Raw genomic sequence first — 24809 nt, 5'->3', positions numbered from 1 at the left:
TGTATAATGCCTAGTTATGATACGATTTTACTGCGTTTTGGAGAAATTACGACCAAGGGGAAAAACCGTAACCGTTTTGAAAAAGTCGCAATGGCTCACATCAGATCTCTGCTGCTCGTGCACCCTAAAGCGGCGATACGTAAGGAGTATGGACGTTTTATTATTGATTTAAATGGAGAGCCTGCACAAGAAGTTTTACAGGCAGTGAAGCATGTGTTTGGTATTTCGTCCCTTTGCCTAGTGATGAAGGTACAATCTCAGCTTGAACCCATTATCGCGGGTGCAGTAGATTTAATGCAGGGTGCTAGCTTAAAAGAAGGCGTAACCTTCAAAGTAAATGCCCAGCGGGTGTGGAAGCAATTCCCGCATTCTTCACTAGAGATGAATAAATTAGTAAGTAAGCCTGTTTTACAAGCTTGCACTGGACTAAAGGTAGATGTACATCAACCTGAGCTGGAGTTAAAAGTCGAGATTAGACAAAATGAAACGTATTTATATTATGAAATTATAGAGGGTGCTGGTGGGTATCCGCTAGGGACAAACGGCAAAGCCTTATTATTATTGTCTGGTGGAATAGACAGCCCTGTTGCAGGCTGGTCTGCCATGAGAAGAGGACTTGAAATTGAATGTGTTCATTTCCATAGCTACCCTTTTACAAGTAAAAGAGCAGAAGAGAAGGTAATTGACTTAGCTAAAGTTTTATCAAGATATTCTGGGCAAATAAAGCTGCATCTCGTTCCATTTACAGAAATTCAGACGCTTTTAGCGAGTACGAATCAAGAGAAGTTAATCATTACTTTTATGCGAAGAGCCATGTTGAGGATTGCAACGCAAATCGCAGAGCAGTCATCCGCATTAGCTATAGTTACAGGAGATAGCTTAGGACAGGTTGCTAGTCAGACGTTGCCAAGTATGAATGTGATCGGTAAAGCAACGACACTTCCTTTGCTACGTCCGCTTGTGATGACTGATAAAAATGATATTATTGCGCAAGCAAAAGCGATAGGCACTTATGATTTATCGATCCTCCCTTATGAGGATTGCTGCACGTTATTTGTTCCAAAATCACCTACAACCAATCCTAATTTAAAAATAGTTGAGAGAACCGAAGCCTCATTAACTAAATTAGACGGACTTATCACACAAGCGGTACAGCAGACAGAAACGATTATTATTGAACCGAATCAGAAAATTAAAAGAGCTGATGAGGGTATGAATGTGATAGAGGACAGATGGTTTTAGTGGTGAGGGGCTGGAGATGGCGAATCTTTAGGTCTCCTCTGGGGGAGAGTCAGTGTTTGACAACGTATGTTGGTGGAAGCTACGGAACAGAGGGTTCTTTCGATCGTTGTTAAACCCAGATTTCTTATTTTTTGATCAAGCTAATTTGTAGAAATCCGGTTTTAAATACGAACGCTACGCTTCTCCAGAATCCCTCTGTCCCTTCGCTAATGCTAGTTTGTTGTCAAACACTGACTGATTATGTGAACCTAAAGATGAACTTCATATCTACAGCCCTTAGGGAGGCGTAGATATAAGGGAGGGTACATGCGCTCCGATCTGCGCCTGTGGGTGAAGAAGGGCTAAAGTTGCCTTCAGTTCTACGACTCCTGATGGAGCGTAGGCTGAAGGTTTTTTATGTAGGAGGGGCGGGCGAGGGATCGAGGGTTCTTTCGATCGTTGTTAAACCCAGATTTCTTATTTTTTGATCAAGCTAAATTGTAGAAATCTGGTTTTAAATACGAACGCTACGCTTCTCCAGAATCCCTCTGTCCCTCGCTAATGCTAGTTTGTTGTCAAACAGTGACTGACTAAAAAACTAAAGGAAACCTTCATTTCTACGACTCCTAAAGGAGCGTAGGCGAAGGTTGTTTGGGTTGAGTTTGGTATTAGGAGGCATTATTTAAGTCCCACCTAGAAACGAAGAGGGCTGAAGGGGATTTTTACAGGCACTCTAACCAGTGCCGTGGTCTAAAAAGAGCTAAGGGCAACCTTCATTTCTACGACTCCTAAAGGAGCGTAGGTGAAGGTTTGAGTGGCATGTTGGAGTATTATAGTGAAAGGTGAGGGCTTGAAACCAATATATAGAACTAAAAATAACCTTCATAGCTACGTCGATACTGGACGTAGGCATGAAGGTTATTTTTTAGGTGCTTTTAGGTATAAATATGTGAGCTTTTTGTGGAAACACGTTGAGCGTAAAGATAGAGTTTAGTTCATACACTTATTTGTTTCCTGCAACGGGTTGGCTTATTTGTTGTGCTTTTTTTTGTTGTGTGTGATGCCCAAGCAACAGTACTCCAACAACTACGATTGCAATAAAACCATATTTAAGCCAAAGCTGGTCTGCAAACACTGCTTCAAATGCGAGCTCGTCTGTAACCATTTTACCAGCGGTATAGGCTAATATGGCTGCGCCCACATATGCAATCCAAGGGAACTTGTCCATGATTTTAATAAATAGTGTGCTGCCCCACATTACGATGGGGATGCTGATAAGTAGTCCGATTACAACGAGACCCATATGCTGCTGAGATGCGCCTGCAACGGCGATGACGTTATCAAGTCCCATGGCTGCATCTGCAATTACAATGGTTCCGACAGCAGGCCATAATGTATCTTTGGCAGTAATCGTATCATGGTTACCATCATCTGTTAGTACCTTGTAAGAAATAAAGATAAGTAGTACGCCACCTATAGCATGCAAATAAGGAATGCTAAGTAATTGAACGACAACAAGTGTTGCAAGTATACGTAAAAGAATTGCCCCGCTTGTCCCAAAAAGAATAGCCTTTTTCTGTAAATGCTGTGGCAGCTTTCTCGCGGCCATTCCGATTACGATGGCGTTGTCTCCTGCTAATATTAAGTCAATAAAAATAATATTAATCAGGGCTAAAAAAAATGTTGTGCTAAATACTTCCATTAGGGTCACTTCCTCATATGATCGTATACGTTTTAACTTTAAAAAGGATGCAAAAAAGTTATAAGTCATAGCTTGCCCCATTTCCACATACATCTGTAAGGGAGGGATAAGCTATGGAACATATCATGCTGTTAATTGAAATATTAATTATCAATCTAGTGTTAAGTGGCGATAATGCTGTTGTTATCGCAATGGCAAGCAATCACCTACCCAAAAAGCAACAAAAGTATGTCGTATGGTTAGGCTCGCTGGGTGCTGTTATTTTACGTTGTTTGTTATGCTTTTTAGCAGTAATTTTATTAAAGATCCCATTTATTCAAGCAGCAGGCGGTATTATGCTTGCGATTATTGCCTTTAAGCTATTGTTGCCACATCAAGACCATTCACGGGTACAAGATAGTAATACCATGTGGCGTTCCGTCTGGGTTATTTTAGCGGCAGACTTTGTCATGAGTTTAGATAATGTGTTAGCCATCGCCGCGATTGCAGATGGAGATATTGCAGTTTTGATGATTGGAATTGCGATAAGTATACCCATCGTTGTCTGGGGTAGTACTGTCATTTCGGAATGGTTGGCTAAGTTTCCTATACTAAGCTATGCAGGTGCAGGCATTCTAGGTATTACAGCAGGCAAAATGCTGCTACATGATGAACGCTTTGGTCAATATTTGTATACAATAATCCCTTCCTTCGCAGCTATGTTACCTTGGCTGATTGCGCTAGTTGTCATCGCGTGTGGTTGGCTCAACCAACGTCAACATTAATACAAATTAACGTGAGTTACAAGCGTTGATATAAATCATTTACCATGTGATAATGATATTGTGTTACAAATACCCTTTGGGATACCCTGAAGGGTATTATTGTGTTAGGAGGGAGAACATGAGGGCTAAACGCATTGGTGTATTGTTGACACAAATTGGAACGCCAGATGCACCAACAACTACTGCTGTACGGCGATATTTACGTCATTTTTTATCTGATCAAAGAGTGGTTGATTACCATCCTTGGTTTTGGAAGCCATTACTTTATAGTATTATTTTAACCTTTCGTCCAAAGCGCTCCGCGGCGCTTTACAAGGAAATTTGGACGGAGGCAGGTTCTCCACTTCGTATACATATGGTTAACCAACAGCAAGCTTTGCAGAAAATGCTCGGAGATCATTATAGAGTGGAGCTAGGGCTAGCCTATAGTGAGCCAAGCATTAAACAAGCTTTATCCCTATTTAGAGAAGAAGGAATACAAGATATTACTGTGTTGCCATTATTTCCTCAATATTCTTCATCAACAACAGCCTCAATCTATGATACGGTTTATTTTGAAGCCAGAGGAGGACGTGGGAGTAAGGTTAGAACGTTACCTAGATTTATTCCGACGCTTCGGTTTATAGGTGCCTATTATGACCATCCTTTATATATTCATGCTTTAGCAGAACATCTACGTGAACATGTTTCAGGATTAAGTTATGTGCCTGATCAATATATTTTTACATTTCATGGTGTACCACAGCGATATATAAAGACAGGTGATCCTTATTATGAGCAATGCGAGGTGACTGCTAAGCTGCTAGCCAGTGAATTAGGATTGGGTCAACAGGACTGGATAATGAGTTTTCAATCTAAATTTGGACCAGAACCATGGATTACCCCAGCTACCTTTGATATTATTAATGATTTACCCGCAAAAGGAATTAAGGCTCCTGTGATTTTTGCTCCTGGTTTTGCTGCGGATTGTCTTGAAACGATTCATGAGCTAGGTATAGAAGGACGTGAGGTATTCATAAATGCGGGAGGTTCAGTTAATACTTATACTGTTATCCCTTGTTTAAATGATTCGGATCCATGGATCACCTTACTGGCTAGTTTGGTAAGACAAGAGGCTATAAACAATGAATAGCATGGAAGTAGTATTTAATAAGGCATTCAATAAGACAATGATTGAGCGTGGAATGAGTAAAAGTAGTATTTTTAACGAAATTCAGATAAACTGGAGATAGGAAGGATTTGTCGTAACCAGAATAGACTTGTCCTATACTGTCAAATGTTATCTGGAAGGTGTGTGGTGAAATGTCTGACAACAACAAGCTGACTACAGGGATATTAATATTGGCTGCTGGGGTCATTATTTTTCTTGGTAAACTTGGCGTTTTTAGCTTTCTTGGAAGAGCATTGTGGCCATTAGTTATACTCATCCCAGGTATTGTCCTCCATTTATTGTATTTCTGGGGCAAGGCACCTGCAGAGTTTTTGTTACCAGGTGGAATTTTGACTGTATATAGTATTATCTTTTTTATAGCTAATTTCTGGGGATGGGATACGCTCACTTATACTTGGCCGTTGTTTATACTTGGTGTTGCTGTTGGTTTATTTGAGTTTGATGGGGCATCTTCAAGAAGAAATTCGCTCATTTTTAGTGGCGCAATCCTGTTAGGGCTGTTATCGCTTGTGACGCTCTTTTGGTCAATTTTCTCATTATCGGTTATGTATTTAATTGCAGCATGTCTTGTTATCGCTGGAATTGTGATGATTTTTGGACGAGGAAAGAGAAGACGTTCATGGTGATAGTTGGTAGGTTATTGAATTATTATAAATTTTGCGTATAATATAAGGGATATGTCAAGCGTCGGCATGAATTCGTCGACGCTTCTTTTGGATGGCAGGTTTACAAAGAAAAGACACAGCAATGAAAGGATATGGAGAAAACACCATGCATGAAAGAAATCAAATTCGCAATATAGCAATTATTGCACACGTTGACCACGGCAAAACTACACTAGTAGACAAGTTGTTACAGCAATCAGGTACGTTTCGTGAACACGAGGCGGTACAAGAACGGGCGATGGATTCTAACGATATCGAAAGAGAAAGAGGTATTACGATCCTTGCCAAAAACACTGCAATTACGTACAAAGATTATTTAATTAATATCGTGGATACTCCAGGGCATGCTGACTTTGGTGGCGAAGTTGAACGGATCATGAAAATGGTTGATGGTGTTCTGCTTGTTGTTGATGCTTATGAAGGTTGTATGCCTCAGACGAAGTTTGTACTTCGTAAAGCGTTGGAACAGCAATTAACCCCTATCGTTGTTGTGAACAAGATTGACCGCCCAGCAGCACGTCCTGCTGAAGTAATAGATGAGGTTCTAGATTTATTTATCGAACTAGAAGCCAATGATGAGCAGCTTGAGTTCCCAGTTGTATATGCTTCTGCACTTAACGGTACATCAAGCCTTGATGCTGAAAAACAAGATGACAACATGCTTGCATTGTATGAAACAATTGTTGAGCATATCCCATCTCCTACTGAAAAAATAGATGAGCCACTTCAATTCCTCGTTACCCTTATGGATTATAATGAATATCTTGGTCGTATTGCGATTGGTCGTGTAAACCGCGGCATTATTAAGCAAGGACAATCTGTTGCAGTGATGACGCGTGATGGCGGCAAGAAAACTGCACGTATTGAAAAATTGTTTGGTTTCCAAGGCTTGCGTCGAGTAGAGATTGAAGAAGCAGGCGCTGGCGATATCGTTGCGATTGCAGGGATTAAAGATATTAACATCGGTGAAACTATCGCTGATCCAGCAAATCCTGAGGCCCTTCCTGTACTTAAAATTGATGAGCCTACACTTCAAATGACTTTCCTTGTGAACAACAGTCCTTTTGCTGGTCGTGAAGGTAAATGGGTAACATCACGTAAATTGCGTGAGCGTTTGTTTAAAGAGCTTGAAACGGACGTTTCTTTGCGTGTAGACGAAACAGACAGCCCTGATGCATTTATCGTTTCTGGTCGTGGCGAGCTTCATTTAGGTATTCTGATTGAAAACATGCGTCGTGAAGGCTATGAGCTTCAAGTTTCTAAGCCACAGGTTATCGTTAAGATGGTAGATGGTGTAAGAATGGAGCCAATTGAACGTCTTCTTATTGATATTCCTGAGGAAAGCATGGGCGCAGTTATGGAAAGCCTTGGTTCACGTAAGGCTGAGATGGTAAATATGGTGAATACAGGTACAGGACAAGTTCGTCTTGAGTTTTTAATTCCTGCTAGAGGTTTAATTGGTTACACAACTCATTTCTTGACATTAACACGTGGATACGGCGTAATGAACCATGCCTTTGATAGCTATGGTCCATTTGTTGGTGGCCAAGTGGGTGGACGTCATGAAGGGGTACTTGTTTCAAGTGAAAATGGAGTATCTACTTTGTATGGTATTTTGGGTATCGAAGATCGTGGAATTTTATTCCTTGAGCCAGGGCAAGACATTTATGAAGGTATGATTGTTGGTGAACATAATCGTGACAACGATATTGTCGTTAACATTTGTAAAGAAAAACAAGTAACTAACGTGCGTTCTGCAACGAAAGAAGATACAGTGAAGATGAAAACACCACGTATCCTTTCCATGGAGCAAGCACTTGAATATTTGAATGATGATGAATTTTGTGAAATTACACCAAAATCAATTCGCTTACGTAAAAAGATTTTGAATAAGAGTGAGCGTGAACGTGCAGAGAAAAACCGCAAAAATGCCGAAGCTGGTATTTAGTTCTATTTCTCTTCTCTTAGGTGATAAATTTATTGCTGAATAATGTAACTTTTTGTCCAATCTATGCGTAATAGTAACGTAATCAAGTTATTTCGATTACCAAAATAGAAGGAAAAAAGGTGTTTTGAATTCATGAGTAATCAACGATCAGGCTTGCCGCCAAGACAAGTCCAGAAACAAGGCTCAAAGGGTTCAAATAAGAAAAGAAAAAAAACAAGTGGCTTTAAACGTTTTATGCAGGTGTTTATTGCCCTTCTTTTTGTAGCTATCATTGCAGGTGGCTGTTATATCGGATTTTTGTATGCAACACTGGATAAAGCTTTGGATGAAGCTGGAAGTGATGGTGTAGTTGCGCCTGAAAATGCAGCTACAGTTAAGCCAATAACGTTTTTGCTGCTAGGTACAGATTATCGTACTGAGACAAAAACTCATTTAAGTGATGTCGTTATGGTGATTTCCATGAATCCAAAGACCAACTCGGCTACGATTGTTTCATTGCCAAGGGATACTAAGGTTCAGCTTGAAGGATATCGTTCTAACAAGCTGAATGCCTATTATCCAACCTTTTTATCTAAGGAGAAAAAAGGCGGGATACCTGCAAAGCAGGAAATGAAAACAATGATGAGCAAATATTTAGATGTGCCAATTGATTATACCGTTGTGCTCAACTTTCAAGCCTTTAAGGATATCGTTGATGCACTTAAGGGTGTAGATGTAAATGTTGATGCGAATATGTGTTATCGCGATAACGCAGATGGCACAAACATTAACCTGAAGAAGGGCGCACAGCATCTAGATGGTAAAGAGGCGCTGGATTATGTAAGATACCGTAAGTCGAATTGTAAGCCAAAAACAGCGGGCTCTGATGACTTTTCAAGAAATCGTAGGCAAAATGAAGTGCTCAATGCGCTTGTTGATCAAGCTAAATCATTAAATGGTGTTTTAGGTGCTGCAGATGTGATCAAAGCGGTGGGTAAAAACTTAAGTACCGATTTTGAAAATCAACAGATGAAAAATATGATCTCAGCTTATTGGGATATTTCCAAAGAAGATATTCATTTTGTGCCTGTTACTGGTGAATGGCGAAGTCCTTATGTTTATATTAATAAAAAGCAGCTTGGGGCGGCAAAGCAAGCTTTAAAGGATGAGTTGGCTGGAGTGAAACCTCCAGAAAACACAAAGTCTAATAAGACTAATCAGAAATGACATAATTGAAAGCAAGTTTTACCTCATGATATAATATAATTAGATAAGAGCATGTTTAGGAGGGCTGTAAATGACAGGATGCGTTACGCAATCATCTTATGCATTTTATAATTCTTTTCAGTCCGCAGCTTATTATCTATTACACATGTTTGAGGGACAGTTAGCAAAACAGCTTCATAAACAAATATTTGTTTTCATAAAAAAAGCCTAGCGAATTTCGCTGGGCTTTTTTGTTCTAAAATTATATAAATTTGCTTTGTTTTGTTGATTGTTGTTTATCGTTGCGATCTTGAATTTGAATTTTGTTGGTTTTCCGTTTGATTTCTTTCGTTATGGTTTGCTTCTTCATGTTTTGTATCCTCTGGTAATTGAGGAACAATACGACCAATAATATCTGCAAGCTCAGTCGTAAAACCTGAGATTGGATGACCTGCTCTTATTTTTGTACCAATTTCGGCAATCCGTTGTGCTAAATCAACATCGGCGGTTACAATCGTCCCTGCACCATCGGGGTCTTTACGAATGGCTTCAGCAACGGTGTATTTGATCGTACCAACACGTGCTCTTTCTAGCTTAGCGTCGACATCAATTCCGACAAGGGCTGTATTCCCCATAATAATACAATGTGCGTTGTTAACACCTGGTGTTCGTTTTGCGAGCTCCTCTAGGTGACGCTGCTTGCTCATTTGATCATTTTTTGCTTGGTTATCATCATTTGTAACATTTTGTTGTTCCTGTACATTTTGCACTCTTGGTGCATTTTGGTTCTCATTTCGTGGAGAGGGTGATGCCTGCTTAGTGACCTGATTACAGCCAGCAAGTAAAGAAGCTACAATCAACACACATAATCCGAATCGCATAACATTTCCTGCCTTTCTTTATTTAGTCGGTATTTCATTAATGGAAATCTACTTTAATTAGGCAAATGACTGATATGCCTTAGATTTCCCGAGTGGTGAAAAATTATGTATGGGGGGATATCTTTGAAAAAGATATTTGTATTGGACACAAACGTATTACTACATGATCCAAGATCCATTTTCGCCTTTAAAGAGCATGAAGTTATTATTCCTGCGGTTGTTTTGGAGGAAATTGACTCTAAAAAGCGAAACCCTGATGAAATAGGACGCAATGCTAGAGGTGTCTCCCGACTACTTGATCAGCTACGTGAGCATGATCATTTACACAATGGTGTTCCACTTGATAATGGCGGAATTTTAAAGGTGGAATTAAATCATAAAAGCTTCACTAAAGTGCAGGAAATGTTTGGGGAGATAACGAACGATAATCGCATTATTGCCGTTGCTTCGAATTATTACTTAGAGGAGCAGGAGAAACCAACGCCCCGAACTGTGGTATTAGTAAGCAAAGATGTATTAGTTAGAATTAAGGCAGATGTTCTAGGCATTCCAACACAGGATTATCAAGAAAATCGGTCATTTGGTTTTGATGAATTATACACAGGGTATACAACCGTTAAAGTCCATCCTTCTACTATTGACCAATTTTATTCTTATCGTTCCTTGAATGTAACTGATTTAAATCTGGATTTTCAGCCTTACGCCCATGAGTTTATTATTTTGAAGGACGAGATGGGAACGGGGAAGTCAGCGTTGCTCAAGGTTAATGAGGAAGGTACAAAGCTTGAGCCCTTATATTTAAGTAATGAGCCAGTGTGGGGAATAACTGCAAGAAATACGCAACAACGAATGGCCCTGGAACTTTTGCTTAATGATGACATCCCACTTATTACGATTACAGGGAAGGCTGGCACAGGGAAAACGTTATTAGCGCTAGCGGCAGGACTTTTAAAAGTAGAAGATGAGCATAAGTATAAAAAGCTGTTGATTGCTCGCCCTGTCGTACCAATGGGAAAAGACATTGGATATTTACCTGGAGAAAAAGAGGAAAAGCTTCGTCCGTGGATGCAACCGATCTATGATAACTTAGAATATTTATTTGATACTAAAAAGTCCGGGGATATCGATAAAATTTTAATGGGACTTGGAAGTATTCATGTTGAGGCTCTCACATATATACGTGGTCGTTCTATTCCAGGACAATTTATTATCGTGGATGAAGCGCAAAACTTATCTAAGCATGAAGTAAAAACAATTGTATCTAGAGTAGGTGAAGGCAGTAAGCTTATTATTATGGGGGACCCTGAACAAATCGATCACCCGTATTTAGATTCAACCAGCAATGGTTTGACATATTTGGTTGAGCGGTTTAAGGAGCAAGGTATAAGTGGACATATTACGTTAGAAAGAGGAGAACGCTCTAAGCTAGCACAACTCGCCGCAGACCTGCTGTAACTTTGCAACTAACAAAACCTCTCAACATTTGATATGATAGATAGAAAGAAACGTTTATCCTGAACTTAAGTGTGGAGAGGAAGAACGGTGTGAAGCGAAGTAACTATGGTGTGTTGTTTGCAGTCCTTTTATTAGCTTTAATTAATTTATCACCAAGTAATTCTATGAAAAATATAGCTCAAGAAGAAGATCGTGATGACCAAATGATCGTTCCTTCACGTGAACAAGCAAAAGATGAAGGAAAAATTAAGGTCGCGGTGCAAATGAAGCATAGTGAGTTTGTCGCGCTACAGCAAATGAATCAATTATTTATGCAAAATCATGACTTTGAAGTTGAATTAATTAATAGTGAACTCGATCCAACGTACAGAAAACTTCAATCACAGCTTGAGCTTAGTGAAGCACCCGATGTTCTATTAATCAACAATGAATGGGTAAGACATTTTGCATCACAAGGCTTTTTGCTACCTACTGACCGTTATTATTCTGGTTCATTAAATGGGGAGTTACTTACGAGTGCTTTGGCTCAAAATGAGTGGAATGGTTATATGTGGGGGGTTCCACTAGATGTGGACCCCTACGTCCTTGTGTACAATTCGAATGCGTTAAAAAAGTTAGGCTTGACATTACCACCAACAACACAGCAAGGCTGGAATGAATTAATATATAATTTTCTCAACCAAAATCAAATTCCTTATTTGTTAAGCTATGATTATAATGATCCCTATGCTTCGTTAACCTTGCTATGGCAGCTCACTGCTGAGCCAACTGATGGAAACAAGCTTTTTGAGTTAACGGAGGCGGTGAAGGCAACATTCCAGCAGCTTGAGTCTATGCGACCTATTTTGCTAGATAGTGAGGAACAAAGCTCTGAGAAGCTATGGAAGTTATGTTATGACGAAAAGCTATTGTTTTATTTAACACGGGCTTCGGAGGCAAATGGGCGAAACGATAAAGTAATCTCAATTTATTATCCACAGCAATCAGATAAGCCAAGATCACTGTGGCAGCACGGACGAAGTTATGTTGTGCCAACCCAGTCTGCAAATGCTAAAAAGGCAGGAGAATGGATTGCAGCGATGACGTCTTTACAAGATCAATCTCGCTGGTTCCAAGCGTCTTCCCACCTTCCAGTTAATAAATCACAATATAGTAAACAGTTGCCTTCTTGGGTTCCATCTAGCATAGGAAGTATGAAAGCTAACCTGCTTCCTGTTTATGCGGAGCTACCTAATCAGATGGTTCAATATGGGGAACTGACTAGAGATTTTATGAAAAGTAAAATGAATGTTAGAGAATATACAAAACGTATGTTGAAAATAATTAAATTTTGATATTTAGCTTAATTGTCATCGTTCCCTTTGTAATGGCTACTTCTGTAGCTTCTATAAAGGGAATGATTTGTTTTGGATAAAAACCAAGATCAAATTCTTGTTCTAATTCTTTATTAGTCGTATCAGGTAAGGTGAGGCCATTAAATGAAATAAGATCAACGTGAAACACAATCGCATGTTGCGGTTTGTTTTGAATCGTGTAATGTCCTTCAATTCGTAGGTTTAGCCCTTCACGGCTACCTTGTGCAGTAATTTTAGAGTCATCAAACTTAAAATTCATATTCTGAAGTAGTTCTTTTTTTCCGTGGATAAAATCGTTAAGCTCTTCCTCTTTAATAGTTAGTAAGTAACCGTCTTTTCCTGAAACGAGGTTATTCTTATGTTGATCTAAAAACTCAGGGAAATCGCCCATAGCGGAAGCTAACGCACCAAAGTAACGTTTTACTTCATATAAGCCTACGTTATTCCAATACGCCGTCATTTCTTCAATCATAGCTTTGAGCCGATCGGGATTAGAAGAAGCATTTAAATCCTGATCCACGCTTTGCTGTAAGGCTAAAATTCGATTCCGTTGTGCAATTAACTTTCCTTTGATGTCAAATAGTTCTGATGAAAGAGTATCTAATTTTTTTTGTGTTTTAGTTAGATTTGCATATTCGGTTTGATAATTACTTAGCTTGTTATTATTTTGTTCTGCAATTAATTCATAATATTCAAGTAGATTTAAAAATTCACCAATGCTTTTGGCTGATAATAAAATCTCAAGTAATGATTCACGTTCTCCCATATAATAGGCTCTAATCACCTCGGAAGCATGCTGACGATGATATGTAATTTGTTCTTCCTTTTGGGCTAATTGGGTGGATAAAGTCTCTATAGAAGCATGTAGATCCTTTTCTCTTCCCTCTATACGTGAAATCTCCCGATTAATTTCTACGACAGAAAGACTTTTCTCTAAAATTTTTTGTTCCTCTTCTGAAATCGAGAGGGGCGCTGCGAGAACTGACGTACATGAAACTCCTAAAAACATAATAACGCAGCATAGCTTAAATACACGTAAGTACAACGTAATCCTCTCCTTAAAGCACATTTCATCTTCCCTTTAAACATTTAACCATAATCTTATATATATGATAACAGATTAAAAAATATCAACTTGTCTCTTTATTGCAAATTAAATGTATTAAGACAACCTATTTTGGAAATACAAATTAGTATCAATAGATTCTATGAACTCTACAAGAGGCATAGGAATAAAGAAAGACCGTTTATTCAGAAAAAATTTTAAGGCGGTTATATGATGTTGTTGGGAGGTTTTTAAAGCATGACGGCAGTGAGACAAGATGCATGGAGTACAGAGGATGATTTAATTTTAGCTGAGGTAACCTTACGCCATATAAGAGAAGGTAGTACACAGTTAACTGCTTTTGAAGAGGTAGGAGAAAAAATAGGAAGAACCGCAGCAGCATGTGGTTTTAGGTGGAACAGTTGTGTCCGCAAACAATATGATGCGGCAATTAGTATTGCCAAAGCACAAAGGCAAAAAAGAAACTATTTAAAAAAGCAAGGTGCATATTCAAACAATTCTGCTGTGGCTTCACTTGCTTCTATTGAATTGGATGATAGCACATATAAGAATGAAACTGTAAATGAAGAAACGATTTCTATTGATGCAGTTATTCGCTTTTTGAAAAACTGGAAAAATACGCTTCAGGATAGTAGTCGACATGTAAAGCAATTAGAAAAAGATTTGCGTGAAAAGGTAGAGCAATTAAATGCTTTAAAACAAGAAAATCAACGACTGTATGCTCAAGTGAATGAAGTGCAAAGTGATTATCGTGTTGTTAACGATGATTATAAGGCATTAATTCAAATTATGGATCGTGCAAGACGGCTTGCCTTCTTAAATGAGGAAGACGAGGAATCAAAATCCAAATTTAAAATGGATGCCAATGGTAATTTAGAGCGAATTGAATAGGTTTGGTTAAAAAATCCTGCTTTTAAAAAGGCTTTATTTAGAACTTAGTGCTGGACAGCTAGTAGCTACGATCCAGAGAGTTCTTGCGATTGTTGTTAAAATCATATTCCTTGTATTGAAGTATAGTTATGGATGGAATTTGATTTTAAGAGACAACCTTAAGAATCTCTCTGTCTCTTCGTAAGTTACGGTGAGCGGTCAAGCACTAATTTCAAGATTGAGCCTTTAAAAAAGTAGGATTTTTTTATTTTTATGAAGAAAAAGCAGAGGAGGAAATGTCAAAGGAAAAGACACATTAGAAAGACTTACCTTTTAAATCATGCTAAACTAACATAAGTAACAAAAGGGACTTGTGTATTTTACATATATCAAGGAGGCAATAATGTGGTTTTTCATATTATAGGAGCGGGCGCGCTTGGTTTATTATACGGTTCAAAATTATGCCTTGCTGGTCATGAGGTAATGTTTAGTACAAGAACAGAGGAACAAGCAGCATACCTGAATAGTGTAGGGATTACGTTACATAATCATGATATGAATACACATATCGCCCCCTCCCACTTCCAAGCTTATTCTACAGCTAACTTTAACCTTAAGCCTTCTACACCTGCAACTCCCTCAGTAGATTGGCTTATTATTACTGTAAAACAATGGCAGGTTAATGCTGATTTTATTAAACAGATAGAAAATATAACCCATAAAAATACAAATATACTATGTCTTCAAAACGGAATCGGACTAGCGGATTCTTTAATTGATAGTAACATTGGACAAGCTGTTTTTTCTGCAGTTACAACAGAAGGCGCAAAGCGCTCTCAATGTAATGAGGTTTTCCATACAGGTAGTGGGAATACAATGATTGGAATTACTAAAAAGGGAACAACGCAAACGATATCCTGCGATGATATTAAGAAATATGGTGAAAATTTAGCAGATATATTCCAAAAAGCAGGATTTCGCTCGTTTTTGTCGAACAAAATCGATATAGAGATTTATAAGAAACTGCTTATAAATTGTATTATCAATCCTCTAACTGCGATATGGCGTATTCCAAACGGAGAATTAATAGCGAATGCAGACCGTATAAAACTTGTTCAGCAATTATGCCAGGAAACAGAATTAATATGTCAAGCTAGTGGGATTCCCATTGATTTTGATCTGTATGATCAAGTTGTACAAGTATGTAAAGGAACATTTAGTAATACTTCCTCTATGTTAAAAGATGTTTTGCAGGGCAATCAGACCGAAATTGATTATATTAATGGACATCTAGTTAAGCTAGCACTTGCTGCTAATATCGAAGCACCTATGCATTCAACAATCACTCATTTGATTAAAGGCATAAACAGCTTCTAATTTGTACAGGAGGCGAAGTATGAAGGAAATCATCTTAGTACCACTTATTATTTTATCTATCCTGCCAGTGGTTCCGTTTCTATCTGTATATTATTTCTGTTTATATTTAGATTATAGTAAGAAGGCTGCTATAATGCGTGCAATGGATGTAACCACTTTTTTCTTAATCATCTCTGTTTCAGCTTTATTTAATATGCAATTTGGCTCAAACTTTGGATTTTATCTCATTCTTTTAATTCTTTTGATCACTGGTGGATTAATAGGTGGGGCACAAAATCGCAAAAAAGGTAAAATTGATATGCGACTGCTATTAAGAGCAGTATGGCGAATTACATTTGCTGGAACAGGTTTAGCTTATATTTTATTATTTTTAATCAGTATGCTTACATATATTACGTCAGCTTAGAGCAAGTTAAATATAACCTTAAAATCTAACATTTGGTGTGAATGAATAATCAATATGATGAATAATACAAATAAATATTTAAAAAGTATAAAAGGATAGAAAAAAGTGGCATAAAATGTAGAAAATCAGTGTTTTGGGGACATTATTAGCTGAAAATGCTGATTGTCAATCGTATTTTTAAGGCTTTTTTGTTAAGAAAAAACGAATTAAATTTTTTAATATGCAATTTTTATAAAATTTTATGTTGGATTTTTTGACCGGTGGTTGTATAATCTAAAAACATATACCACAAAAAAATATTAAGGGGGATACTGCTAGATGAAAAAAAGTAAAAGCATGTTACTTTTATTAACATTTGTTCTGGCTGTAGGAACATTGTTGTCTGCTTGCGGTGGCAAGGACAATAGCAAGGGTGCATCAAACGGTGGAGAAAAGACAAACAACTCCGGCACACAAGCTGAGGAAACACTTGCTGCAGATCAAACTTTGAGATTTTCATTTACATCAGAAGTTCCAACATTTGATCCAGGTCAAGCGCAAGATAACGTAGCACATACTATGCTTAACATGATGTATGAAGGCTTAGTTTCAATGGATGAAGATGGTAAAGTCGTACCAGCCAACGCAGAAAAATGGGCAATTGATGGTACCAAATATACATTTACGCTTCGCAAAGACGCTAAATGGAGCAATGGTGACCCTGTAACAGCTAAAGACTATGTATTTGCTTGGGAACGTGTATTAAATCCTGCAACTAGTCCTGCTCCTCCATATGCAAATATGTTATATGACTATATTCAAGGTGCAAAAGAATACAATGATGGTAAAGAAAAAGATTTCAGTAAAGTTGGAGTTAAAGCACTTGATGATTATACTCTAGAAGTTAACATCATTAACCCAACGCCTTATTTCCTTGGATTAACTTCATTCTACACTTACTTCCCAGTTCATCAATCTGTTAAAGATGATGCAAAATGGGCTACTAATAAAGACAAAATGATTACTAATGGACCATTCAAATTGACTGGTTGGGAAATTGGTCAATCTTATGAATTAGCTAAAAATGAGAACTATCATAGCAAAGATGATGTTAAATTAACTAAAGTTCAAATTAACGTTGTTGAAAGTGCTGCAACACAATTGCAAGCCTACAAAAACGGTGAAACAGATTACACAGGTCAACCAGTTGGTGAAATTCCTTCTGACCAATTACCAAGTGTAAGACAAGAGCTTAAAGATGAATTTAACAACAGAAGTATTGCTAGTATTTATTACTACCAATTTAACGTAACAGCTAAACCATTTGACAATGCAAAAATCCGTAAAGCATTTTCAATGGCAATTGACCGTCAAACTTTGATTGACAAAGTAACATTGGGTGGAGAAACAGCAGCATTTGGTTTCGTTCCTTATGGTATCGTTGGTGCAGATGGCCAAGAATATCGTAAATCAGTTCCAGACAACTATCTTTCTTACAATGTAGAAGAGGCTAAGAAGTTGTTGGAAGAAGGAATGAAAGAAGCGAATTACACTAAGCTTCCTGAAATCACTTTGCTTTATAACACAAGTGAAAACCACAAGAAAATTGCTTTAGCAATTGGCGACATGTGGAAAAAAGCTTTAGGCGTAGATATTAAATTAGTAAACCAAGAGTTCCAAGTATACATCTCTACAAGACGTAATCTTGACTATCAAGTGTCTCGTGCGGGTTGGGTATCTGACTACAATGACCCGATGGCGTTTATGAGTATGTGGACAACTGGTGATGGTAACAACGATGCTGGTTACTCCAATAAAGAATACGACCAACTTATTGCTGATGCTAAGAAAACTGGCGATGAAAAAGCTCGTCAAGAAATGATCGCAAAAGCTGAGAAAATTCTTATCGAAGATGACTCTGTAGCAATTCCGTTGTACTACTACACTACTAAGACATTAATTAAGCCTAACTTGAAAAATGTTCATATGGACTACAGTGGTGCAGTAGACTTCAGTCGTGCATACTTGGTTGAAGAATAAAATAAGTTAGAAAAAGTTCATTCATTCGGGATATATATGTAGTATCCATATATATCCCGTTTTTTTGCATGTTAACTTCATGTTTTTTTCTAATATTAGAGACAAACATGAAGTTAATATATGGAGAAAGATATGGAATGGACAAAAGGCATGGATTGACCTACAATCGATTAGTGTCGAAAAAAAATTAAGGAGGTGCAAACGGGCATGACGCGTTATATTTTAAACAAGCTATTTTATACGTTAGTATCACTTTTTATTTTGATTTCAGCGACCTTCTTCTTAATGAAAGCAATCCCTGGTGATCCCTTCACCTCTGAGAAAAAGGTTCCAAAAGCGATACAGGAACGTTTATATGAGCAGTTTGGTTTGGATAAGCCCGTTTATCAGCAGTATATTAATTATTTAGGTAACATCGTCCAAGGTGACTTTGGGGTATCTATGAAAAAAGTGAACCAGGATGTATCTACAATTATTAATAAAACCTTTTCTGCTTCTCTGAAGCTTGGTTTAGCTGCGATTGTTGTTTCAGTAATTATTGGTGTTTCATTAGGACTACTGGCGGCCTTGTATCACCGAAGGCTGATTGATAATATAGCGATGGTTGTTGCAGTATTAGGTATTGCAGTTCCAAGCTTTGTCGTCGCCACCTTATTGCAATATTTCTTTGCATCTAAGCTACATTGGTTGCCTACCTCAGGCTTTAAAGGCATTGAATACTATATTATGCCTGTAGCTGCATTATCGGCTCAACCGATCGCCTTTATTGCTCGTTTAACAAGATCAAGCATGCTTGAAGTGTTACATGCGGATTATATTAAAACAGCGAAAGCAAAAGGATTAACATGGAGAGCGATTTTATCTCGTCACGTTATACGTAATGGTATTATGCCCGTTATAACTTATTTAGGTCCAATGACAGCAAATATCGTAACAGGTTCCGTTGTTATTGAACAAATATTTGGTATTGGTGGGATTGGGAAACAATTTGTGCAAGCGATTGGAACACGTGATTATCCAATCATTATGGGCATCACGATTTTTTATGGTGCACTCCTGATGATTGCTAGATTAGTTACAGATGTGGCTTACGCATTTATTGATCCTCGTATCAAACTAAGTGGTGGAAAGGAGGGCTAACCAATGGCAGCAAATGACAATTTAGCTGATTTAAAACCTGAAGATTTTAAATTGATTGGTTCAAATGAAAAGGAAGCAGAAGCAATTCATCGTGAAAGCTTGTCTGCATGGCAAGATGCGATGATGCGTTTGCGTAAAAACAAACTGGCTATGACCGCATTGATTGTTTTGATTTTTATTGCATTAGCTGCTATTTTTGCTCCGATGTTTTCTGAGTTTAATTATTATAGCAATGATTATCTTGCTACAAATGAAGCGCCTTCCTTAACACATTGGTTTGGCACAGATGATTTGGGTAGAGATATGTTTGTAAGAACATGGTATGGTGCTCGTATTTCATTAATCGTAGGTTTAATTGCGGCGGCAATTGACTTGTTTATCGGTGTAATCTACGGTGGGATTATGGGGTACTTTGGTGGACGTGTAGATTCCATCATGAATAAATTCTCTGAAATTTTGTATGCAATTCCTTATTTGCTCGTTACGATTTTATTGCTAGTCGTTATGGAGCCAAGCTTACCTACTATTATTATCGCCTTAACAATCACAGGCTGGATTAATATGTCTTGGATTGTACGTGGTGAAATTATGCAGCTTAAAAACCGTGAGTTTGTATTAGCTTCGCGTTCTATGGGTGCGGATTGGAAACGGTTATTGTTCCGTCACTTATTACCGAATGCTATTGGACCAATTATCGTTACGGTTACATTGTCTGTTCCAAATGCTATTTTTGCGGAAGCATTTTTGAGTTTCCTTGGTCTTGGTGTGCAAGCACCTGTAGCGTCACTAGGTTCAATGATTAATGATGCGCTTACAGCTTGGTTAGTATATCCGTGGCGTTTGTTGTTCCCAGCAGGCTTAATCAGCTTAATTATGTTGTCCTTTAACATTTTTGGTGATGGACTTCGTGATGCCCTTGATCCAAAATTAAAAAAATAAGGCTTAAAGTATATGGCTATAGATATTGGCAGCATTTTTGTAGTTTTAATTATAGATTGTTTAAAACAGAAAATACTAGCGGCGTGAGGCTTGCTTTAACCAATATCCGTACAAACAAATATTTTTGCAGGAGGTGGAGCTTTTATGAGTAAAAATCTCATTGAAATAGAAGGTTTGAAAAAATATTTTAATGTTGGTGGCGGTAATATTTTAAAGGCTGTAAATGATATCAGCTTCTCCATTGCGGAAGGGGAAACCTTAGGACTTGTTGGTGAGTCTGGCTGCGGAAAGTCAACCGCTGGACGTACTATTTTACGTCTATATGAACCAACAGCAGGTTCAATTAAGTTTAATGGAACTGATATTTGTACGCTATCTCCTAAGAAAATGAAAGAGATGCGCCGCGATATGCAAATGATTTTCCAAGACCCTTATGCTTCTTTGAATCCCCGTTTTACCGTTACTGATATTATTGGTGAAGCGTTAGATATTCATGGAATGGCTGGAACCCGCCAAGAACGTAAAAAACGGGTTGAGGAACTTCTAGACTTAGTTGGTTTAAACCCTGATCATGCAACTCGTTATCCACATGAGTTTTCAGGTGGACAACGTCAACGTATTGGGATTGCTCGTGCGCTAGCTGTTAATCCTAAATTTATTATTTGCGATGAGCCTATTTCTGCGTTGGACGTATCGATTCAAGCTCAGGTCGTAAACTTGCTTAAGGATTTACAAAATCGTTTAGGCTTAACCTATTTATTTATTGCACATGATCTCTCTATGGTTAAACATATTAGTGATCGTGTTGCAGTGATGTATTTGGGACGTATTGTAGAATTGGCTGAAAGTGACGAGCTTTATGCTAATCCATTACATCCATATACTAAGACCTTACTATCAGCAATCCCAGTTCCTGATCCAGAAATTGAAGCTAACAAAAAACGTATTTTGTTTGAGCATCAAAATGAAGGACCTATTCATTCTGCAAGTGGTGATGCACCTCAGAAAAAAGGCGCATTTGATCTTGAGAATACGGAACTTGTGGAAGTGACCCCAGGACATTGGGTTGCTATGCCTAAGTAAAGTTGCCTTAAGCTTCTTCATGATTTGCATATAAAATGCCGCTCTTTTCTACTAGAAATGGAGTGGTATTTTCGTTTTTTTGATACAATCAAATAAGCTGTGACAGCAAAGAACTAGGGGGATTACAAAATGAATGTTATGCAACAGCCCATTCCAAATGGACAACCACTTGCTGAGGCGCTTATACATAAATATGAGAGTGTTGCTCATTTGTATGAAAGCAATGCATTTGAAGAAGCAAGCTGGACGCGGAGGATGGAATGGCTTGATCGTACAGAGCATTTACGTATAGACAGAAAAAAGCTAGTAGGTTGCTTAACTCAATTTAACCAAAAATACAATAATCATGAGGCGGTTAATACCTCACTTTCACTGTTAGAGCAGTCAGGTACGCTTGCCATCTCAGGTGGTCAGCAAAGTGGTTTGTTTACAGGCCCTTTACTGGTCATTTATAAGGCGATCTCGATTATAAAGGCAGCTCAATATGGTAGTGAGCTATTAAAGCGACCTGTTGTCCCTGTTTTTTGGATTGCAGGTGAAGACCATGATTGGGATGAAGTAAATCACACGTATGTGTTATCACCAGATTTACAAATTAATCGCATTAGATTAGCACGTGAAGATCAACGTCGTTCCCCTGTAAGTCAAGTCAATATAACAGAGGACATGTGGAGCAGCTCTTTAACAGAGCTAGAGTCATTGTTAGCTGGAAGTGAGTTTAAGGAGAAATTGTTGGCTGAACTCCAACAGCTATGTCATGAATCACATACACTAACCATTGCTTTTGCGAAGCTGTTAGGAAAATGGTTTGGTAAATATGGACTTATTTTGTTGGACTCCGCAGATGAAGGCTTGCGTAAGCTTGAATCTCCTGTATTTGAAGCCATCATCGAACAAAATGATGAGTTGGAGCAAGCCTATTTAGCTACAGCGAAAAACGTTGCACAATTAGGCTTAACAGCACAAGCGGATGTGGTCGAAGGTGGAGCAAACTTATTTTATATTCATGGTCAGGACCGCTTGTTGTTGTTCAAGCAAGAGGGTAAGTTCGCTGATCGTAAGCAACAAGTTTCATTTACAAAAGATGAGCTGTTAGCAGAGCTTTATCAGCATCCTGAACGTTTCAGTAATAACGTATTAACAAGACCATTAATGCAGGATAGCTTACTACCAGTATTGGGAGCAGTATTAGGTGGAGGTGAAATTGCGTATTGGGGACTTACAGGTAAAGCTTTTCAAGTGTTAGGTCTTCAAATGCCAATTTTGCTACCGAGAATGTCATTTACTGTTATCGAAGGTACTTTGCACAAGCATATGGACAAGTATGAATTAAAATGGGAGGATATTATTTCTCCAGATCAATTTGCTACGAAGCGGAAGGCGTGGTTAAGTGAACAAGATCAATGGCATGTTGAAGAACAATTTACTCATGTTAAAGCCTCTTTTGCAGCCATGTATGAACCCTTAATCGAACAATTAGGCCAAATTCAAGCTGGACTCTTAAAGCTTGGAAATGCAAACAAAGACAAAATCATCGATCAGATTGAATACCTGCAAAATCGTGCCATGGATGCTTTAGCCCGTTCCAACGAAGCTGGGATGCGACATTTTGATCGGATAGAATACTCCCTATATCCACAGCATAAGCCACAGGAGCGGGTGTACAATGTATTTTATTATCTGAACCGTTACGGCGAAGGCTGGATTGATCAGCTTATGGAAATCCCGTTTGACGTTACAGGTAGTCATCGTGTAATTTACGTGTAAAATATGGCTCTATTTAGAAAATAGTACTCGTCAACGTGTAGAGTCTGGTAGCTACGATTCAGAGAGTTCTTGCGATTGTTGTTAAAATCATATTCTTTTTATTGAATTTTATTATAGATGGAATTTGATTTTAAGAGACAACCTTAAGAATCTCTCTGTCTCTCGCTAGTTTGGGTTAGCGGTCAAGCGCTAATTTCAAGATTGAGCCTAAAATATAAAGCTATAAATTAAAACTTACAGGTGCGAACCCCAAGCTCACATGAAAACCTGGGGTCCTCCGCACCAAATTTATTACAATTATTGGTATTAGATTGAATTTATTAAGAGTTTTTAAAGTGTGATTTCCATTTTATAACTTCATATTAACCTTTTATTGGGTTAAAATGCTGTTATTAGTTGAAAAATCGCTGTCACTCCATACACAGGAGTGTGGATTGAAATAGCGGGAACCACGCCGCCATCAATATACTGTTGTGGTCACTCCTTACACAGGAGTGTGGATTGAAATAAATACTGTACTCACCATAATTTCAGGTGATGGGAGTCACTCCTTACACAGGAGTGTGGATTGAAATTGAGATGCTTTTCTACGTCTGTGTTCGTTTTTTGGTCACTCCTTACACAGGAGTGTGGATTGAAATCGCACGATGGATTGAGTTGGAGAAAAGAAAGTATGTCACTCCTTACACAGGAGTGTGGATTGAAATAATATGCGCTGTATTCAACGGCTACTAAAGTACGATAAACCCTTGTAGGAGTGTCGATTGAGACACTTATGTACTTTTTTCGTGCTTTGATTATGCATCACTGTAACTTGTATCCCCAAAGAATCCCTCCAAGCTGAACACCCCCAAGCCCTAATACGTCACTCCTTGCAAAGGAGCACGGATCCAAACCCAGCACTTCATCTTTAAGCCCTTTAATCCGGTCACTTATCCACAGGAGTGACCTATTTTTTTCCATCCTTCCTCCCCCAAAAATCTCTTACCAATTCTTAAAAAACTTTATGCCAGCTTGCAGTAGCGAAGAGACAGAGGGATTTCGGAGAAATGAAATGTTCGCCTTTAAAGCCCGATTCCTACCTTAGCTAAAAACCCAGGGAATCGGGCTTTAACAGCGATCGTAGGAACCCTCTGGAACGAAGCTACCCCCAACTTCCAGCATAAAGTTTTTTCACATTGCTAAGAAATTATCCCCATCTAATAGGCCCCAAGCACTAATTATCAACATGTGGATAAAAAAATATGAGCGTTAAGAAGGATTTATAAAAGTAACGTAGAATATAAACTATCTATAAGTGGTGGAAAGTGGAGCAAAGTGGGAGAAAGAGGCGGGGAGTGAGCAAACAATGTTTATGGGCGAATTTCAGCATAACATTGACGATAAAGGCCGCATGATTATCCCGGCTAAATTTCGTGAGCTTCTTGGCACCTCTTTTGTTGTTACCCGTGGGCTTGATAAATGTTTATTTGTTTATCCACTACCTGAATGGGAAGTGTTAGAGCAAAAGCTTAAAACTCTTCCTTTAATGAAATCTGATGCACGGGCATTTACCCGCTTTTTTTTCTCAGGTGCGACTGAATGCGATTGGGACAAACAGGGAAGGGTAAATTTACCGAGCAATTTAAGAGACTATGCGAACCTTGAAAAAGAATGTGTTGTCTTAGGCGTATCGAACCGTGTTGAAATATGGAGTCGTGACATTTGGGAGCAATACTTCCAGCAGTCTGAGGATACGTTTAATGAAATTGCGGAAAAGTTGGTTGATTTTAATTTTGATTTGTAATTCAAAAAC

General features: G+C 38.3%; 21 protein-coding genes and 1 CRISPR repeat array. Of the genes, 17 read left to right on the top strand and 4 right to left on the bottom strand.

Annotated features, from left to right (window positions below; all coding sequences use genetic code 11):
* Positions 1–6 precede the first annotated feature (6 nt).
* The gene (gene thiI / locus ABE099_RS10065) at positions 7–1242 is read left to right on the top strand and encodes a tRNA uracil 4-sulfurtransferase ThiI (RefSeq protein ID WP_430029866.1); all 1236 of its coding nucleotides are present in this window, start codon (positions 7–9) and stop codon (positions 1240–1242) included.
* A 982-nt stretch (positions 1243–2224) separates the two neighbouring features.
* On the opposite strand, the gene ABE099_RS10060 is transcribed toward thiI, so the two are convergent.
* The gene (locus ABE099_RS10060) at positions 2225–2923 is read right to left on the bottom strand and encodes a TerC family protein (RefSeq protein ID WP_430029864.1); all 699 of its coding nucleotides are present in this window, start codon (positions 2921–2923) and stop codon (positions 2225–2227) included.
* Between the two features lie 113 nt (positions 2924–3036).
* On the opposite strand from ABE099_RS10060, the gene ABE099_RS10055 reads away from it, so the two are divergent.
* The 5 genes from ABE099_RS10055 to ABE099_RS10035 all read left to right on the top strand — a co-directional run bounded on the left by ABE099_RS10055 (position 3037) and on the right by ABE099_RS10035 (position 8677).
* Positions 3037–3687 (top strand): TerC family protein, encoded by a 651-nt coding sequence (locus tag ABE099_RS10055; protein WP_430029861.1) that lies wholly within the window; start codon positions 3037–3039, stop codon positions 3685–3687.
* 118 nt (positions 3688–3805) lie between these two features.
* A complete protein-coding gene (gene hemH / locus ABE099_RS10050) occupies positions 3806–4819 on the top strand; it encodes a ferrochelatase (RefSeq protein WP_430029859.1) in 1014 nt (337 codons plus the stop codon).
* 170 nt (positions 4820–4989) lie between these two features.
* Positions 4990–5484, top strand: coding sequence for a hypothetical protein (locus ABE099_RS10045; protein WP_430029857.1), 495 nt, complete (start codon positions 4990–4992; stop codon positions 5482–5484).
* Between the two features lie 145 nt (positions 5485–5629).
* Positions 5630–7471: a translational GTPase TypA gene (gene typA / locus ABE099_RS10040; RefSeq protein ID WP_430029855.1), complete on the top strand. Its 1842-nt coding sequence runs from the start codon at positions 5630–5632 to the stop codon at positions 7469–7471.
* Between the two features lie 132 nt (positions 7472–7603).
* Entirely contained in the window at positions 7604–8677 is a 1074-nt protein-coding gene (locus tag ABE099_RS10035; protein WP_430029852.1) for an LCP family protein, read from the top strand.
* Between the two features lie 275 nt (positions 8678–8952).
* Here ABE099_RS10035 and ABE099_RS10030 read toward each other — a convergent pair whose 3' ends face one another.
* Complete coding sequence (locus ABE099_RS10030) at positions 8953–9537, bottom strand: YhcN/YlaJ family sporulation lipoprotein (protein WP_430029850.1); 585 nt, start codon at positions 9535–9537, stop codon at positions 8953–8955.
* Between the two features lie 123 nt (positions 9538–9660).
* On the opposite strand from ABE099_RS10030, the gene ABE099_RS10025 reads away from it, so the two are divergent.
* Together ABE099_RS10025 and ABE099_RS10020 are read left to right on the top strand one after the other, a co-directional pair.
* Positions 9661–10992 carry a PhoH family protein gene (locus tag ABE099_RS10025; protein ID WP_430029848.1) on the top strand — a complete coding sequence of 444 codons (1332 nt, stop codon included), beginning with the start codon at positions 9661–9663 and terminating at the stop codon, positions 10990–10992.
* Between the two features lie 89 nt (positions 10993–11081).
* Positions 11082–12326, top strand: coding sequence for an ABC transporter substrate-binding protein (locus ABE099_RS10020; protein WP_430029845.1), 1245 nt, complete (start codon positions 11082–11084; stop codon positions 12324–12326).
* On the opposite strand, the gene ABE099_RS10015 is transcribed toward ABE099_RS10020, so the two are convergent.
* Entirely contained in the window at positions 12316–13392 is a 1077-nt protein-coding gene (locus ABE099_RS10015) for a coiled-coil domain-containing protein (RefSeq protein WP_430029843.1), read from the bottom strand. The two genes, ABE099_RS10020 and ABE099_RS10015, sit on opposite strands and share 11 nt — an antisense overlap.
* Positions 13393–13650: 258 nt before the next feature.
* Here ABE099_RS10015 and ABE099_RS10010 point away from each other — a divergent pair, with 258 nt between their 5' ends.
* The 8 genes from ABE099_RS10010 (at position 13651) to bshC (ending at position 23014) form a co-directional block, all read left to right on the top strand.
* Complete coding sequence (locus ABE099_RS10010; RefSeq protein WP_430029841.1) at positions 13651–14304, top strand: RsfA family transcriptional regulator; 654 nt, start codon at positions 13651–13653, stop codon at positions 14302–14304.
* Between the two features lie 384 nt (positions 14305–14688).
* Positions 14689–15660: a ketopantoate reductase family protein gene (locus ABE099_RS10005; protein WP_430029839.1), complete on the top strand. Its 972-nt coding sequence runs from the start codon at positions 14689–14691 to the stop codon at positions 15658–15660.
* A 19-nt stretch (positions 15661–15679) separates the two neighbouring features.
* Positions 15680–16066 (top strand): DUF3397 domain-containing protein, encoded by a 387-nt coding sequence (locus tag ABE099_RS10000; protein WP_430029837.1) that lies wholly within the window; start codon positions 15680–15682, stop codon positions 16064–16066.
* 318 nt (positions 16067–16384) lie between these two features.
* Positions 16385–18085 carry a peptide ABC transporter substrate-binding protein gene (locus ABE099_RS09995; RefSeq protein WP_430029835.1) on the top strand — a complete coding sequence of 567 codons (1701 nt, stop codon included), beginning with the start codon at positions 16385–16387 and terminating at the stop codon, positions 18083–18085.
* A 207-nt stretch (positions 18086–18292) separates the two neighbouring features.
* On the top strand, positions 18293–19225 hold the full coding sequence (locus ABE099_RS09990; RefSeq protein ID WP_430029833.1) for an ABC transporter permease: 933 nt from the start codon (positions 18293–18295) through the stop codon (positions 19223–19225).
* 3 nt (positions 19226–19228) lie between these two features.
* Complete coding sequence (locus ABE099_RS09985) at positions 19229–20164, top strand: ABC transporter permease (RefSeq protein WP_430029830.1); 936 nt, start codon at positions 19229–19231, stop codon at positions 20162–20164.
* A gap of 144 nt (positions 20165–20308) precedes the next feature.
* Entirely contained in the window at positions 20309–21247 is a 939-nt protein-coding gene (locus ABE099_RS09980) for an ABC transporter ATP-binding protein (RefSeq protein WP_430029828.1), read from the top strand.
* Positions 21248–21376: 129 nt separating this feature from the next.
* Positions 21377–23014: a bacillithiol biosynthesis cysteine-adding enzyme BshC gene (gene bshC / locus ABE099_RS09975; RefSeq protein WP_430029826.1), complete on the top strand. Its 1638-nt coding sequence runs from the start codon at positions 21377–21379 to the stop codon at positions 23012–23014.
* A 409-nt stretch (positions 23015–23423) separates the two neighbouring features.
* A CRISPR array of direct repeats spans positions 23424–23721; the repeat unit is 32 nt; unit sequence GTCACTCCTTACACAGGAGTGTGGATTGAAAT.
* A gap of 97 nt (positions 23722–23818) precedes the next feature.
* Here the strand turns inward: bshC and ABE099_RS09970 are convergent.
* Positions 23819–23977, bottom strand: coding sequence for a hypothetical protein (locus ABE099_RS09970; protein WP_430029824.1), 159 nt, complete (start codon positions 23975–23977; stop codon positions 23819–23821).
* Positions 23978–24362: 385 nt separating this feature from the next.
* On the opposite strand from ABE099_RS09970, the gene mraZ reads away from it, so the two are divergent.
* Entirely contained in the window at positions 24363–24800 is a 438-nt protein-coding gene (gene mraZ / locus ABE099_RS09965; RefSeq protein WP_210088044.1) for a division/cell wall cluster transcriptional repressor MraZ, read from the top strand.
* Positions 24801–24809 lie beyond the last annotated feature (9 nt).

Origin of the sequence: Paenibacillus turicensis (genome assembly GCF_050461185.1) — a bacterium.
In the GTDB taxonomy this organism is placed as follows: Bacteria; Bacillota; Bacilli; order Paenibacillales; family Paenibacillaceae; genus Fontibacillus; species Fontibacillus turicensis_A.
Note: the sequence above shows the minus strand (reverse complement) of the source record. Positions and strands in the feature narration are given on the sequence as shown.

Bases quoted from the DNA above. Each gene is read 5' to 3' on its own strand.
- mraZ (WP_210088044.1), top strand. From the start codon at position 24,363: ATGTTTATGGGCGAATTTCAGCATAACATTGACGATAAAGGCCGCATG.
- ABE099_RS09985 (WP_430029830.1), top strand. From the start codon at position 19,229: ATGGCAGCAAATGACAATTTAGCTGATTTAAAACCTGAAGATTTTAAA.
- hemH (WP_430029859.1), top strand. From the start codon at position 3,806: ATGAGGGCTAAACGCATTGGTGTATTGTTGACACAAATTGGAACGCCA.
- ABE099_RS10045 (WP_430029857.1), top strand. From the start codon at position 4,990: ATGTCTGACAACAACAAGCTGACTACAGGGATATTAATATTGGCTGCT.
- ABE099_RS09970 (WP_430029824.1), bottom strand. From the start codon at position 23,977: ATGGAAAAAAATAGGTCACTCCTGTGGATAAGTGACCGGATTAAAGGG.
- bshC (WP_430029826.1), top strand. From the start codon at position 21,377: ATGAATGTTATGCAACAGCCCATTCCAAATGGACAACCACTTGCTGAG.
- ABE099_RS09995 (WP_430029835.1), top strand. From the start codon at position 16,385: ATGAAAAAAAGTAAAAGCATGTTACTTTTATTAACATTTGTTCTGGCT.
- ABE099_RS09980 (WP_430029828.1), top strand. From the start codon at position 20,309: ATGAGTAAAAATCTCATTGAAATAGAAGGTTTGAAAAAATATTTTAAT.
- ABE099_RS10000 (WP_430029837.1), top strand. From the start codon at position 15,680: ATGAAGGAAATCATCTTAGTACCACTTATTATTTTATCTATCCTGCCA.
- ABE099_RS10010 (WP_430029841.1), top strand. From the start codon at position 13,651: ATGACGGCAGTGAGACAAGATGCATGGAGTACAGAGGATGATTTAATT.
- ABE099_RS10055 (WP_430029861.1), top strand. From the start codon at position 3,037: ATGGAACATATCATGCTGTTAATTGAAATATTAATTATCAATCTAGTG.
- typA (WP_430029855.1), top strand. From the start codon at position 5,630: ATGCATGAAAGAAATCAAATTCGCAATATAGCAATTATTGCACACGTT.
- ABE099_RS10030 (WP_430029850.1), bottom strand. From the start codon at position 9,537: ATGCGATTCGGATTATGTGTGTTGATTGTAGCTTCTTTACTTGCTGGC.
- ABE099_RS10060 (WP_430029864.1), bottom strand. From the start codon at position 2,923: ATGGAAGTATTTAGCACAACATTTTTTTTAGCCCTGATTAATATTATT.
- ABE099_RS10035 (WP_430029852.1), top strand. From the start codon at position 7,604: ATGAGTAATCAACGATCAGGCTTGCCGCCAAGACAAGTCCAGAAACAA.
- thiI (WP_430029866.1), top strand. From the start codon at position 7: ATGCCTAGTTATGATACGATTTTACTGCGTTTTGGAGAAATTACGACC.
- ABE099_RS09990 (WP_430029833.1), top strand. From the start codon at position 18,293: ATGACGCGTTATATTTTAAACAAGCTATTTTATACGTTAGTATCACTT.